Source organism: Sedimenticola hydrogenitrophicus (assembly GCF_025175675.1).
GTDB lineage: Bacteria > Pseudomonadota > Gammaproteobacteria > Chromatiales > Chromatiaceae > Sedimenticola > Sedimenticola hydrogenitrophicus.
In genome coordinates this window covers 1-13650 of the sequence record NZ_JANIOA010000009.1, presented here as the reverse complement: position 1 = coordinate 13650, position 13650 = coordinate 1, and the positions used below count along the sequence as shown (strand labels likewise).

Here is a 13650-nt window from a genome sequence, read left to right as displayed (position 1 = left end):
CTTGCTATACATCCCAGGGGGTCCACGGATGATGGGGGTGAGTATTCACCATTCGCGGCCGACATTTCTCCTGCAATACGGTTGAACCCGATCGCCGATCGGTTACGGAATCACCGAGTCGATCACCAGTTCGACCACCACATCGCCCTGCACCGCCACCGGCGACACCTCACCCAGCAGATCGCCGCTGGCGGCAATGGCATTGCCGGAGCGGGAGATCCGCGCCCCCACCACCACCTGGTCAAAGCTGGACAGATTCATTCCCGGCACCATTGCCTGGCCGTCATTGAGCTGGATCGTGGCCGGCAGGTCACTCACCTTCAGGCGCACCGCCGCCAGCGGCATTTTCGGCCCCTGCAGGGCCCGCGCGTAGACGAACAGGCTCTCCTCCGGCTGCACCCGGGCGGCCAGTTCCGCAGCCAGGGTGATGTGGGCGGTGATGGCCTGCCCCGTCGGCAGCGCCGCCGCTGTTTTCTGCTCCGCCTCGCCGGGGCCGGCAGCGGTCAGCTTGCGTTGTGCCGCCGCCATCAGCCGGTCGACCTGCTGGGTGGATTCCAGGTCATCGGCCAGCATCGGCTTGAGCCGCCCCCAGTACTCCAGCGCACGGGCATGATTGCCCGCCTGGTCCTCCACCATCCCGGCCAGCCAGAGGGCGGTCTGATCTTGTGGCGCCAGGTCGACCGCCCTGCGGATCAGTTCGGCCGGACGCCCCTGCATATCCCCACCCGCCGCCATCGCCAGCGAATCCGCCAACGCCAGCATGATGGAGGGCTGGTCGCTCACCAGCTGATTCAGCTTGTCGAAGGCAAAGGCCGCCTTCTGGTAATCCTTCACCGCCATGTAGGTGCGTCCCAACAGATACCACCCCTCCGCATCCTCAGGATTCTCCTTCAGCCGATCCACCAGGGCCGTCATCATCTCCTCGATCGAGGGCAACTCCTGGTCGGCCTGTTGCGCCTGCATGGCCGCGGGGTCAACCAGTTGGGGCGTGCCGAGGTAGAGATAGGCCGAGACCGTGACCACCGCGACGAACAGGACCGAGAACAATAGCGTCAGCATGCCAGCCTTCCCGGGGCCGCCGGCCTGTGCCGCCTCGTCACCGGCCTCCAGATCAATCAGCAGGGTCTGCTCCAGCTCCAGCTTGGTCTGCTCGTACTCTTCGTCCGACAGGGTGCCGGCGGCAAGCTCATTGTTGAGTTCGGCCAGCCGCTCGCGGGCAATGACCACATTCTGCTTGTCGCGATCCGAAACCCGTAGCACTGATTTACGCCACAGGGAAGGCACAATGAAGGCTAGTGCGACCACTATCATGGCCGCCGTGATAATCCAGAAAAGTGTCATGATTTATTGTCTTCTTCGCCAAGCAATGCCTTGGCTCTCTGCAGGTCGTTGTCACTGAGCTGGGCGCCGGGCTGTCTGCCGCGTCCCCGAATGAATACCAATAGGATGGCGACGCCACCGGCGAGAATGGCAAAAGGCCCCAGCCAGAGCAGCAGGGTCGAGAGCCGGAACGGCGGACGGTAGAGCACGAAATCCCCATAGCGCTTGACCATGTAGTCGACCACGTCGTCGCTGCTGGCACCGCCCTGCACCAACTCGTAGGTCTTGCGGCGCATATCCTGAGCCAGTTCGGCGTTGGAGTCGGCCAGATTCTGGTTCTGACAGACCAGACAGCGCAGCTCGGTGATCAGCTGCTTGTAGCGCGCCTCCTTCTCCGGGTCATCGAACTGGTTCGCCTCGATGGCCGCCTGGGAAAACAGCGGCAGCAACAGCAGCAGCAACAGCAGCAGCAACAGCCAGACACGGATCATGACTCGCCCGCCAGCTGTTGCAGCAGGGGCCGGAACTCTTTGTCCCACACCTGCTGGTAGAGGGGGCCGGTGTGTTTCTTGCGAATCAGCCCCTGCTTGTCGATCACGAAGGTCTCCGGCGCGCCATACACGCCCCAGTCCATGATCGCCTCGCTTTCCGGATCGAACCCGACCGCGGCAAACGGGTTGCCCTTGCTGGTCAGAAAGGAGAGCGCCTCGTCCCGATCATCGCGCCAGTTTATGCCGATGAAGGTGACCCCTTGGTCTTTCGCCAGGTGATTGAGGAACTCATGCTCCCGCCAGCACTCCGGACACCAGGTGCCCCAGACATTCATCAGCCACACCTTGCCCTGCATGTCCTGGGAGCTGACCCGCTTCTCCAGGTCAAACAGGTCCGGCAGGTTGAACGTTGGCGCCTTTTCGTTGATCAGCACCGACGGGACATCCCGTGGATTGAGCGTCAGGCCGATGCCGAGCAGCAGTGCCAGCGCCAGGAAAATCCCCAGCGGTATGAGAAAACGTGCCTTCATGCCGTACCCACCGTGGCCTCGTCGACAGCGACGCTGTTAACAGCAACGCTGGCCTTGTTTTTCAATCGATAATAGCGGCGATCGGCCGCCGCCAGCAGGCCGCCCAGGGCCATCAACAGCCCACCCAGCCAGATCCAGCGGACAAACGGCTTGTGATAGAGCCGCACGCTCCAGGCGCCCTCATCTCCCAGGGGTTCGCCGAGGGCGACAAACAGGTCGCGGAACAGGCCGGCATCGATGCCCGCCTCGGTCATCGGCTGACCGCCCTTGTAGTTGCGCTTCTCCGGACTGAGGTGGCTGATCTTGCGCTCGCCCTGATAGATGTCGACCTCAGCGCGGAAGGCCTGGTAGTTGGGTCCCTGTATCTGCTTCACCCCCTGGAAATGGAAATCGTATCCACCCAGGTGGTAGCTCTGCCCCGGTTCGAGGCGAACATCTTTCTCTTCGCTGTAGACGCTGGTCAGGGTGATGCCCACCACGAATACCGCCACCCCGAGGTGGGCCAGCATCATGCCCCAGCCGGAGCGGGGGGTGTTGGCCAGGGTCCGGGTAAAGGCGCGGCCGGCGCTGTGGCGCTCGAACAGCCACTGCAGGGTGCTGAGCAGCACCCAGATCGCCAACACCAGGGCCAGCGCCGCGGCCCAGGAGTAATGGGGCGCCAGCAGCGTCAGACCGAGTCCGGCGATCACACTGAACAACAGCGAGAAACGCAGCCGCGCAAACAGCCGCTGTCCACTGTCCTGGCGCCAGCGGGCCAGGGCACCGACCCCCACCAGCGCCGCCAGCGGGGCGGTCAGGGGGATGAATACCGTATTGAAATAGGGCGGTCCCACCGAGATCTTGCCCAGGCCCAGGGCATCGATCGCCAGGGGATAGAGGGTGCCGAGCAGCACACTGCAGGCGGCCACCACCAGGATCACGTTGTTCAGCAGCAGGGCCGTCTCCCGGGAGACCAGCTTGAAACTGACGCTGCTGCGGATCTGCGACGCCCGCCAGGAGTAGAGCAGCAGGGAGCCGCCGATGACCACCACCAGGAAGAGCAGGATAAAGATGCCCCGGGCCGGGTCGGTGGCGAAAGCGTGCACCGAGGTCAGCACCCCGGAGCGAACCAGGAAGGTGCCCAGCAGGCTGAGTGAGAAGGCGAAAATGGCCAGCAGCACGGTCCAGGCCTTGAATGCCCCGCGCTTCTCGGTCACCGCCAGGGAGTGGATCAGCGCCGTTCCCACCAGCCAGGGCATGAACGAGGCGTTCTCCACCGGATCCCAGAACCACCAGCCGCCCCAGCCCAGTTCGTAATAGGCCCACCAGCTGCCGAGCACGATACCCAGGGTAAGAAACGCCCAGGCCACATTGGTCCAGGGCCGTGACCAGCGCGCCCAGGCGGCGTCCAGGCGGCCACCCAGCATGGCGGCGATGGCGAAGGCGAAGGCCACCGAGAACCCCACGTAGCCCATATAGAGCAGCGGCGGATGGATGATCAGACCCACGTCCTGCAACAGGGGATTGAGGTCCCGACCCTCGATCGGGGGGTTGATCAGCCGGTCAAACGGGTTCGAGGTGAACAGCATGAACAGCAGGAAACCGACGCTGATCATGCCCATCACGCCGACCACCCGGGCCAGCATGGCCTCCGGCATGCTGCGGCTGAACAGCACCACCGCCGCGGTCCAGCCGGAGAGAATCAGCGCCCAGAGCAGCAGTGACCCTTCGTGGGCACCCCACACACCGGAGATCAGATAGATCGACGGCAGGGCGGTATTGGAGTTCTGCGCCACATAACTGACCGAAAAATCATTCATCAGAAAGGCGTAGGTCAGGCAGCCATAGGCCACTAGCATGAACAACAGCTGTCCCAGGGCCGCCGGTTTGGCCACCGCCACCCAGCTGGCGATACGCCGATGGGCACCGATGACCGGCAGGGTGGCCTGAATCAGTGCCAGTGACAGCGCCAGGATCAGCGCCACGTGTCCGAGTTCGGGAATCATTTGTTGGCTACTCCGTCTGGTGCGCCCTTATGCGCCTTGTCCAGGGCATCCGCCACCTCGGGTGGCATGTAGTTCTCATCGTGCTTGGCGAGCACTTCGTCGGCAATGAACACGCCGTCCGCTCCCATGCGTCCCTGGGCGATCACCCCCTGACCCTCGGCGAACAGGTCCGGCAGGATGCCGGTATAGGCAACCTTGACGGTATTGGCGGTATCGGTCACCAGAAAGCGCACCGTCAGCTCCTGGCCACGCTCAAGGCTGCCGTTCTGTACCATGCCACCGAGTCGATAGACATGATCCGTCGGCGCCTTGTTCTGCACCACATCAGAGGGTGAGAAGAAGTAGGAGAGATTACTGTCGAGGGCATTGAATACCAGCCAGGAGGCCAAGCCGAGCCCCGCCAGCCCGGCAACCAGAAACCCGAGTCGTTTATGCCTTGCCTTCATACCTTCTCTCCTGCCTTGATTCGGATGATTCGGGCAATCCGTTGCAGTACGGCGCGCCGATGGCTTCGCAGCATGATCGGTTCCAGCACCATCAACAGCGCTGAGACCCCAAACGAGCCCCACACATAAAGGGCGTAGCCACCCATATCAAAAAATTCCGCCACACTCACCGCCTAACCTCCGCCAGCTCGCTGACCCAGGTGGTATCCGCTTCCCGTTCCAGGATGATGGAGCGCACGCGGGCCAGGGCCACCGCAATGGTGTAGGCCCAGAAGCCCAGGGCCATGATCAGCATGGTCCAGAGCATGGTAGCAGCCATTGTTGAACCGTTATCCATACTGATGCTGGCCCCTTGATGCAGGGTGTTCCACCACCGTACCGAGTAGTAGATGATGGGAATATTCACCACCCCCACCAGCACCAGCAAGGCGCCCGCCCGGTCGGCCCGGCGGGTGTCGTCGATGGCCCCCTGCAGGGCCAGGTAACCGAAATAGAGAAACAGCAGGATCAGTTCCGAGGTCAGCCGCGCATCCCACACCCACCAGGTCCCCCACATCGGCTTACCCCAGAAGGCGCCGGTCCAGAGCGCCAGGAAGGCGAAGATCGCACCGGTGGGCGCCAGGGCTCGGGTCATCATGCCCGACAGCCGGGTGTTGAACACCAGGCCGAGCGCCGCCCAGAAGGCCATGATCAGGTAGATGAACATGGACATCCAGGCCGCCGGCACATGGACGAAAATGATGCGGTAGCCTTCACCCTGCTTGTAATCGGTAGGGGCGACAAAAAAGCTCATATAGAGTCCGACGCCGATTAGCACTATCGCCAGTACGCTGAAAATGGGAATCAGGCGCCCCGCCAAGGGGTAGAAAGTGGCTGGTGAGGAAAATTTGAACCAATTGATTAATCTGGAATTCATTGGATGTGTTAGGACCGGCTATTCCGAAGTTTGATAATACAAACAGGGTTTGGTTCCCGTTTCTGGTGAATTTTTCATGCGGCACATCCCTGTGCCGCACCCTGACGGGCGGCCTTCGGCCGTGAAAATTGGCTATCCTGACAATTTTTCATGCGGCACATCCCTGTGTCGCGCCTTGACGGGCGGCCTTCGGCCGTGAAAATTGGCTATCCTGACAATTTTTCACCACGGGGGGCAGTTATACCCAATTCTGCCGTGCATGGACATTGACCAAAGGCAAAATATGGCAAGAATATGCAGATTTTATGCCGCACATCCCTGTGCCGCACCCTGACGGGCGGCCTTCGGCCGTAGAAATTGTCTATCCTGACAATTTCTTATTCCAGCTACTCGACGGCCAGCTACTCAACGGAAATTCTGAGTGCCGCGGAGGCGGCCAGCGGAGCGAGCAACAGGGATAGTACCAGAATGGCGCCCAGCATGAGGAGATGTCCCTGTCCGCCCATGCCGGAGGCGGTCGCCTCCACCGCACCCGAACCGAAGATCAGCACCGGGATATAGAGCGGCAACACCAGCAGCGAGACCAGCACCCCACCACCCCGCAGGCCCAGAGTCAGCGCCGCCCCGATCGCCCCAATCAGGCTCAGCGCCGGAGTACCCAGCAGCAGCGACACCACCATCACCCCCAGGGCATCGCTGGCGAGGTCATACTGCAGTCCCAGCAGGGGTGCCATCAGCACCAGCGGCAGGCCGGTCACCAGCCAGTGGGCGATCACCTTGGCCAGCACCAGGATAAACAGCGGCTGCGGGGTGAGCAGCATCTGCTCCAGGGCGCCATCCTCGTAGTCCACCGCAAACAGCCGCTCCAGGGCCAGCATGGAGGCCAGCAGCGCCGCCACCCAGAAGACTCCGGGTGCGATCAGGCGCAGGGTTTTCATCTCCGGCCCGATGCCGAGGGGGAACAGGCTGACCACGATAACAAAGAAGAACAGCGTGGTGAACAGATCGGAACGGCGCCGCATCGCCAGTAGCAGATCTCGCCCCAGCAGGGTGCGGAAGGCGTTAAACATGCCCCGCCTCCTTCCAGCCGAGACGCAGCTCCAGCACTTGTTCCCGGGTGATCTTGACCTCCTGATGGGTGGTCAGGATCACCATGCCGCCACTATTGATATGGTCGCGAATGATCGACTGCAGGAAATCCACCGCCGCCACATCCAGCGCGGTAAAAGGCTCATCCAGGATCCACAGCCGCGACTTGTTCAACAGCAGCCGCGCCAGCGCCACCCGCCGCTTCTGGCCTTGGGAGAGCACCCGACTGGGCAGGTCCTCGTGGCCCATCAACCCCATGCGCTCCAGGGCATCCCAGGCCTGCCGCTCGGTGACCGGGCAGCCATCCAGGGCGCTGCAGACACGCAGGTTCTCGACCCCGGTCAAGTCGTCCTTGATGCCGTTCTTGTGCCCGATATAGACCACCTCGCGGGTAAACTCCTCGCCCAGCTTGTGGATCGACGCCCCGTTCCAGCGAATCTCACCGGCACTCTCCCGGCTCAATCCGCACAGCGTGCGCATCAGCGTGGTCTTGCCGCTGCCGTTATGCCCATGCAGGCGCAACAGCTCCCCCTCCCCCAGCGTGAAGCTGAGATCGGAAAAGAGTTTCCGGTCACCCCGGATGCAGGCCAACCCCGCCACTTCGAGCATTGAAAGCACCTTTAACCATCAAAAACCGCCCGATTGTACACAGCCTGACTCCGCTTTCCCATAAAGCCGTGTTCCGGGCGCAATCGAAAGAGTTGGTTAGTTTGTAACCTGGATGAAGCCCGCCTCACAAAAGCCCGACAGATACGCAACCCCAGACGGGCGTAATCCGGGGCAATGCACGGGGTCTGACCCAAACCCCGGATTACGCCGCCGCGGGCATAGGTGATCATTCCAGTTTTGGCAGTGGCGGCTTCATCCAGGCTACGGCGCTGTGTGGCCACCATGCAAAGAGGTTGGAGTCAAGCCGCGCACGGATGGCGGGAAATCCTCCCTGATCCGGGGTAGAATCCCCCCAGTCAATTCACAGCAGGAAACCGAGTCATGTCACCGAGTCATCGTGGAGAAAGGGTTGTACTGGCGAGCAATAACGCCGGCAAGGTACGCGAAATCAATCAGTTGCTGGCGCAACAGGAGATTCAGGTGATTCCGCAGAGCCAATTCGCCACGCCGGAAGCGGAGGAGACCGGCCTGACCTTCGTGGAAAACGCCATCCTCAAGGCACGCAATGCCGCCCGCCACAGCGGCCTGCCGGCCATTGCCGACGATTCGGGCATCGAGGTGGATGCGCTCAACGGGGCGCCCGGCATCTACTCGGCGCGCTTTGCCGGCCCCGCCTGTGACGATCAGGCCAACAACGACAAGCTGCTGGCCGATCTGCAGGGGGTGGCGGATGAGGATCGTACCGCCCGCTTCCAGTGTGTGCTGGTCTACCTGCGTCACGCCGACGATCCCACCCCGATCATCTGCCAGGGAACCTGGGAGGGACGCATCCTGCACGCCGCCCAGGGCGAGAACGGCTTCGGCTACGATCCGCTGTTCCTGGTACCCGAATTCGGCTGCAGTTCCGCCCAACTGAGCGCGGACCAGAAGAACGCCCTGAGCCACCGGGGCCAGGCCCTGCGCCAGCTGGTGGCCGCGCTCTCCTAAGGGCTCGCGCAAGAATAATTTCGCAGTACCGAGGGCGTAACTGGGCCACGCGGGCAAGGCACGCTTTGCAGGCAATGACTGTTCCCTTGCCAAAAAGCGTAACGCCGCCAGCGGGGTCCAGTTGCGACCGAATACCGAAACTTATTTTTGCGCGAGCCCTTAGTAGTGCTTCAACTTGATACTGCCTGGTAAAACCAGTACTACCTCAATTTGATAACGTACTGTTGTAGGGTGGATGCGCCTTCCGGCTTATCCACCCTACGAAACCAAAACAGCTTCATCCGGTAACATCTAATTGAAAGGCTCCTGGCCGTCCGTTCGTGGTCTGGCCGCTGCCTGCCGGCAGCGGACGAAACAAAAGCTTAACCTGCGTGCAACCGGGGTGACATGTTGATTCGATAGCCTTCTGCCCTGAAACCAAGGACCAACAGAAGAGAACCCACATGAACCATCCGCACGAGTGCCGCAACAACCATATCAACCTGCTGCTGCCGGCCCAGATCGTCTACCACGGACGCATCTTCTCCGCCACCCTGGGCAGCCTGACCCCTGAGGGGGCGCTGCTGGAGACCCACGCCCTGACCCTGCCGGTCGGCATGGAGGTGGAGCTGTCGCTGACAGTGGACCGGTCGCCCTGGCAGATCAAGGCGGTCATTACCCACACCACGCCCCACGAGATTGGGGTCCTGTTCAAGCAGACCCAGCACAAACTCTATGCCGCGGCGCGTAATGAACTTCCGCTCAGCTTCCGGCCGGTCGCCCGTTCCGGCCTGGAGCCGGTCGCAACGCGGTAGCCAAATTAGAACTCCCCGGGCACCTCTTCATCCGACAGCGCCCGCAGCACCGCCTCGGTATCCGCGCCGAGCAGCGGGGGTGCGCCTTGATACTCGATCGGGGTGCGGGAGAATTTGACCGGATTGGCCACCTGGGGCACCGTGCCAGCCAGCGGATGGGGCAGCTCCAGCCGCATACCCCGGGCCAGCACCTGGGGATCCTCGAATACCTCGGCGATGTCGTTGATCGGTCCGCAGGGCACCTGTTCCGCCGCCAGCAGCCCCGCCCACTCGGCGGTGGTCTTACGCCTGAACAGCCCCTCCAGCAGCGGGATCAACTGCTCCCGGTACTCGACCCGCAGCCGGTTACTGGTAAACCGCGAATCCTCGGCCAATGCCGGCCGGCCCAACACCCGGCAGCAGGCGGCGAACTGGCGGTCGTTACCGACCGCCAGCATCAGGAAACCGTCCCGGGTGGGCAGCGCCTGGTAGGGCACGATATTGGGATGGGCGGTGCCCTGGCGCACCGGCGCCTCGCCACCGATCAGGTAGTTCATACCCTGGTTGGCCAGCCAGGCCACCTGGCTGTCCAGCAGCCCGAGATCGATCTGCTGCCCTTCACCGGTCTGGTCGCGGTGATGCAGCGCCGCCAGGATGGCGCTGACCGCATACATCCCGGCCATCAGATCCGCCACCGCCACCCCGACCTTCTGTGGGCCGGCCCCGGGCAGCCCGTCCCGCTCCCCGGTGATGCTCATGAGACCGCCCCGCGCCTGCACCATGGCGTCATAGCCGGCTTGGCCGGCATCCGGGCCGGTCTGACCGAACCCGGTGATGGAGCAATAGATCAGATCTGGATTGTCGACACAGAGGCTAGGGTAGTCCAGGCCGTACTTGGCCAATCCACCGACCTTGAAATTCTCCACCAGGATGTCGGCCCGGGCGACCAGCCGACGGATAACCGCCTGCCCCACTTCGCTGGTGATATCCACGGCAATGGAGTGCTTGCCCCGGTTGGTGGAGAGGTAATAGGCCGATTCCGCCGTATCGGCACTCTCGCTATCCTTGAGAAACGGGGGTCCCCAGTGGCGGGTGTCATCCCCCACCCCCGGCCGCTCGATCTTCCACACCGTGGCCCCGTAATCGGCCAGCAGCTGGGTGGCCCAGGGTCCGGCCAGGATGCGGCTCAGGTCCAGTACCTTGATCCCCTTCAGTGGTCCCATGGCAATTCTGACTCCTGCAAGTCGGTTTAACTGGGCCATATTGTGCCACTGCGCAAGCGGATTTGCCCCGAATGCGACTAAGGCTGCCATAACCCGTGATCATTGCCGCCTGGATCTGGATAGCGAATGTGTGGTGACAGGGGATCTCCACGGTTGGCCGGGCCGACATGTCGGGTGTCATTTGGGATCCCCTCGTTTCAAAAAAACGTGGGTGGCCGAGTCCGAAAATGCGTGCTCGACACACGCGTATCCCAGGGCCGGAAGATCCAGGTCCGTGAACAGTGGTTCGCCACGGCCGAGGAGGACCGGCGAAATGGCGATGTGCAATTCATCGATCAGGCCTTCGCGGAGGTACTGTCGAATGGTGCTGGAACCGCCGCCGATGCGGATATCCTTGCCGCCTGCGGCCGCCCGGGCCGATTCAAGCGCCTGGTGGATGCCCTCCGTGACAAAGTGGAAGGTGGTGGCGTTCTCCATCTTTAGGGGCGGACGGGCGTGGTGAGTCAGGACGAAGACAGGACACTCGTAGGGCGGTTTGGCGCCCCACCAGCCCTTCCATGTCAGGTCGGGCCAGGGACCACGAACCGGGCCAAACATATTCCGTCCCAGGATCCACGCACCTACGTTCTCGAAACCCCGTGCAGCAAACTGCTCATCCACGCCGCTGGTCCCGCCCTCCTGCCCTTGCATTCTCCGAAACGTGCGGGTGGAAACCATCCACTTGTGCAGGGTTTCACCGCCGACGCCGAGCGGATTGTTAACGCTTTGATCCGAACCCGCTCCGTAGCCGTCAAGCGAGATGGTGAAACTCTCAACCCGCACTCGTGTCATTTTCATGCCTCCGTTTAAATTGACGCCTAACAAAACTGTGGAAAATCCGTTTGCTGCGTATAGTCGGGCGGCGCATTTTTGTCCATTTTTCGCTCATCCATTGTCAGGAATATCCGGCTCAACGAGCCGGGCAAGCTGCTCAAGTGACTCTTGCCACCCGAGGTAGCACATTTCCACCGGGATTACCGAGGGAATGCCTTCCTGAACAATGTTGATATCCGTCCCACAGGAGACGGCGTTGAGGTCGATTGACACAACCATTTCACCAGGGAGGTTTGCGTCGTCGAAGCGGTCTGTGTGTCGAATCCGTTCATTCGGCACCAGCTCGACATATTCGACCGTAAACGAATGACTGCTTCCGGTAGCAAAATTCGTGAAAGACATACGATAGCCGCCACCAACGCGGACATCAATAGCATGGATCGTACCGGTAAATCCGAAGGGAGGGAGCCAACGCTCTAAAGCACTTTTATCTGTAAACGCCTTATAGATTCGCTCGGTGGGCGCCCGCAGTACCCGGTGTAGCCGGACCGTACCTGTTCCACTGGACATCACAATCTCCTTATTCCGATCAATTCACCCTTGACTGGGGAGGTCATATAGATGTTAGGCGAATTCAACCATTCTCGCTGTACGTTTCACCTGCGAACTCGATAAGGCAAAACCCATGACCAAATGGATCCGAGAAAGTGATGCACTTTGAACCATGCCATTCAATACGCTCGCTTTCACGCGTTGCCCCGGCACCGAGAGCCCGCGCGGTGGCCTTTTCAAGGTCGTCGACAACAAAATCAATATGAACGGGTGTCCAGTGCCTGGAGTACCCTCGTGCTTCCGATAACGTACTTGCTACGTTTGAGCCTGAAGCATTTTGTAAAAGACAGATTACGGAAGCAGCCCCCGAAAGCTCTGCTACCTCCTCATCCAGAGTGCGGCTGTGTTTGAGCCCCAATGCTGCGGTGTAGAATTCGATTGCTTGGCTGAGTTCCGGAACATCAATATTGACAATAATTCTCATAGGTTAGACTCCCGCTCCCAGGGCCTAGTGCCGCCAACACGCTCATCGTAGTGGTTAGGTTATTTGGTCCACCACGAACCTCAACCGCGGTGCGCCGCCTCGATTGTAGCGATGTCGATCTTATACATCTGCATCATTGCATCGAACGCGCGCTTGGCGGCAGCGGGATCGGGATCGGTGACCGCCTTCGTCAGGGCAATCGGCGTAATCTGCCAGGACAATCCCCATTTGTCCTTGCACCAGCCGCAGGCGTTTTCTTGGCCGCCATTGCCGACAATTGCGTTCCAGTAGCGATCCGTTTCGTCTTGGTCAGCGGTTGCGACCTGAAACGAGAACGCTTCATTGTGCTTGAACGCGGATCCGCCATTGAGCCCAATGCAGGGAATGCCCATCACAGTAAACTCGACCATCAATACATCCCCTTCCTTCCCGGAAGGAAAGTCTCCCGGAGCGCGGTGCACCGCGCCGACAAACGAATCGGGAAAGGTCTCGGCGTAGAACCGCGCCGCGTCCTCGGCATCGCCATCGTACCAAAGGCAAATGGTGTTCTTTGCTTGCTCAGCCATGTCACTTCTCCATTGTGATAAGCCCAAAGCTTTAGAAAGCTGTTGCATCAACAATCTTGGTCGACATTTGTGATCAGTCAAGCCACAACATTGCGTAAACCGGTTTTTCGCTCTGGCCCGGTTTCTCGGCAATCCGTGCAACGGCCCGTTGTGATCGTGCTTAGCCTCCTGCTCCCGGGCACGCCGCTAGTCATTCAGCCCCTTGCCCTCAAGGATTCGCTGGACGCACTTCCTGTGGAAGGGAGTGCCGGGAACGCGTGGGTCGCCTCTTTATTGTCAAATGACCCAACTGTCGGGTGGCACCCCTAATAACGCTCCCAGGGCTCCACATCTCCAGCATGCACGCTAAAAATAGGGTGTGCATCCGGAACCGCCACATTTTGCCAATCCCGATACAGCGCAGGGTTGCGCAACTTCAGCTTATTCAGCAGATGGAGCCACTCGTAATCCAATTGACCCTTGGTGACTGTGAGAGAAACCGCCTTCCGGACCGTCCTGATCTTCTTCTTATCGAAGGTGCAGCCCCGCTCTGTCGCCTCATCATGTATGCCCGTAAGATATAGTGAAATGGCCGCAAGAGGTGACGGATGGCTCTTGAAGCGGTCCAGTTGTGGATGGTTCCGGTAACCACGGGTATCTCCACGCAGGACTGCCTGCGCCAGAAGACTCTCTCTCCATAGTGCCACCAACCACTGGGGATCGAGATACTTGGGATGTAACGACCAGAGACGCACGGCTAGGCCCCTCAATATCGAAAACTTCGGTGAGCGTCAGACGATCCGTTGGCAACGGCATTGGAACGAATCGTTATAGGCAATTTTCACTTGGCACATTTTTTCTTATTTGTAGATATCTTTAAATCCGGG

General features: G+C 60.8%; 17 protein-coding genes. 2 read left to right on the top strand and 15 right to left on the bottom strand.

Translation table 11 applies throughout. The features are described from left to right. Positions 1 to 102 precede the first annotated feature (102 nt). The 9 genes from ccmI to ccmA all read right to left on the bottom strand — a co-directional run bounded on the left by ccmI (position 103) and on the right by ccmA (position 7386). The gene (ccmI, locus tag NPX02_RS06795; RefSeq protein ID WP_260292706.1) at positions 103 to 1341 is read right to left on the bottom strand and encodes a c-type cytochrome biogenesis protein CcmI; all 1239 of its coding nucleotides are present in this window, start codon (positions 1339 to 1341) and stop codon (positions 103 to 105) included. Continuing rightward, the gene (locus NPX02_RS06790) at positions 1338 to 1811 is read right to left on the bottom strand and encodes a cytochrome c-type biogenesis protein (RefSeq protein ID WP_260292705.1); all 474 of its coding nucleotides are present in this window, start codon (positions 1809 to 1811) and stop codon (positions 1338 to 1340) included. Before NPX02_RS06790 ends, ccmI begins: the two co-directional genes overlap by 4 nt. After that, positions 1808 to 2341, bottom strand: a complete 534-nt coding sequence (locus NPX02_RS06785; RefSeq protein WP_260292704.1) for a DsbE family thiol:disulfide interchange protein — start codon at positions 2339 to 2341, stop codon at positions 1808 to 1810. Before NPX02_RS06785 ends, NPX02_RS06790 begins: the two co-directional genes overlap by 4 nt. Further along, entirely contained in the window at positions 2338 to 4326 is a 1989-nt protein-coding gene (locus tag NPX02_RS06780; RefSeq protein ID WP_260292703.1) for a heme lyase CcmF/NrfE family subunit, read from the bottom strand. The genes NPX02_RS06785 and NPX02_RS06780 overlap by 4 nt, the downstream gene beginning before the upstream one ends. Then, positions 4323 to 4772: a cytochrome c maturation protein CcmE gene (gene ccmE / locus NPX02_RS06775; RefSeq protein ID WP_260292702.1), complete on the bottom strand. Its 450-nt coding sequence runs from the start codon at positions 4770 to 4772 to the stop codon at positions 4323 to 4325. Before ccmE ends, NPX02_RS06780 begins: the two co-directional genes overlap by 4 nt. Beyond that, positions 4769 to 4942 carry a heme exporter protein CcmD gene (gene ccmD / locus NPX02_RS06770; RefSeq protein WP_335342285.1) on the bottom strand — a complete coding sequence of 58 codons (174 nt, stop codon included), beginning with the start codon at positions 4940 to 4942 and terminating at the stop codon, positions 4769 to 4771. Before ccmD ends, ccmE begins: the two co-directional genes overlap by 4 nt. Next, positions 4939 to 5688 carry a heme ABC transporter permease gene (locus NPX02_RS06765; protein WP_260292701.1) on the bottom strand — a complete coding sequence of 250 codons (750 nt, stop codon included), beginning with the start codon at positions 5686 to 5688 and terminating at the stop codon, positions 4939 to 4941. Before NPX02_RS06765 ends, ccmD begins: the two co-directional genes overlap by 4 nt. A gap of 401 nt (positions 5689 to 6089) precedes the next feature. Further along, positions 6090 to 6758, bottom strand: coding sequence for a heme exporter protein CcmB (ccmB, locus tag NPX02_RS06760; RefSeq protein WP_260292700.1), 669 nt, complete (start codon positions 6756 to 6758; stop codon positions 6090 to 6092). Beyond that, complete coding sequence (ccmA, locus tag NPX02_RS06755) at positions 6751 to 7386, bottom strand: cytochrome c biogenesis heme-transporting ATPase CcmA (protein ID WP_260292699.1); 636 nt, start codon at positions 7384 to 7386, stop codon at positions 6751 to 6753. Before ccmA ends, ccmB begins: the two co-directional genes overlap by 8 nt. 381 nt (positions 7387 to 7767) lie before the next feature. Between ccmA and NPX02_RS06750 the strand changes: the two genes are divergently transcribed. Beyond that, entirely contained in the window at positions 7768 to 8373 is a 606-nt protein-coding gene (locus NPX02_RS06750; RefSeq protein ID WP_260292698.1) for an XTP/dITP diphosphatase, read from the top strand. Positions 8374 to 8816: 443 nt separating this feature from the next. After that, positions 8817 to 9167: a hypothetical protein gene (locus tag NPX02_RS06745; protein WP_260292697.1), complete on the top strand. Its 351-nt coding sequence runs from the start codon at positions 8817 to 8819 to the stop codon at positions 9165 to 9167. Between the two features lie 5 nt (positions 9168 to 9172). On the opposite strand, the gene NPX02_RS06740 is transcribed toward NPX02_RS06745, so the two are convergent. The 6 genes from NPX02_RS06740 to NPX02_RS06715 all read right to left on the bottom strand — a co-directional run bounded on the left by NPX02_RS06740 (position 9173) and on the right by NPX02_RS06715 (position 13518). Further along, entirely contained in the window at positions 9173 to 10369 is a 1197-nt protein-coding gene (locus tag NPX02_RS06740) for a CaiB/BaiF CoA transferase family protein (RefSeq protein WP_260292695.1), read from the bottom strand. Positions 10370 to 10546: 177 nt separating this feature from the next. After that, the gene (locus NPX02_RS06735) at positions 10547 to 11206 is read right to left on the bottom strand and encodes a dihydrofolate reductase family protein (RefSeq protein ID WP_335342523.1); all 660 of its coding nucleotides are present in this window, start codon (positions 11204 to 11206) and stop codon (positions 10547 to 10549) included. 87 nt (positions 11207 to 11293) lie between these two features. Then, positions 11294 to 11752 carry an SRPBCC family protein gene (locus NPX02_RS06730; RefSeq protein ID WP_260292694.1) on the bottom strand — a complete coding sequence of 153 codons (459 nt, stop codon included), beginning with the start codon at positions 11750 to 11752 and terminating at the stop codon, positions 11294 to 11296. A 64-nt stretch (positions 11753 to 11816) separates the two neighbouring features. Next, on the bottom strand, positions 11817 to 12218 hold the full coding sequence (locus NPX02_RS06725) for a VOC family protein (protein ID WP_260292693.1): 402 nt from the start codon (positions 12216 to 12218) through the stop codon (positions 11817 to 11819). 80 nt (positions 12219 to 12298) lie between these two features. After that, positions 12299 to 12784 carry a VOC family protein gene (locus tag NPX02_RS06720; protein ID WP_260292692.1) on the bottom strand — a complete coding sequence of 162 codons (486 nt, stop codon included), beginning with the start codon at positions 12782 to 12784 and terminating at the stop codon, positions 12299 to 12301. Positions 12785 to 13089: 305 nt separating this feature from the next. Next, positions 13090 to 13518: a pyrimidine dimer DNA glycosylase/endonuclease V gene (locus NPX02_RS06715; protein WP_260292691.1), complete on the bottom strand. Its 429-nt coding sequence runs from the start codon at positions 13516 to 13518 to the stop codon at positions 13090 to 13092. Between the last annotated feature and the right edge of the window lie 132 nt (positions 13519 to 13650).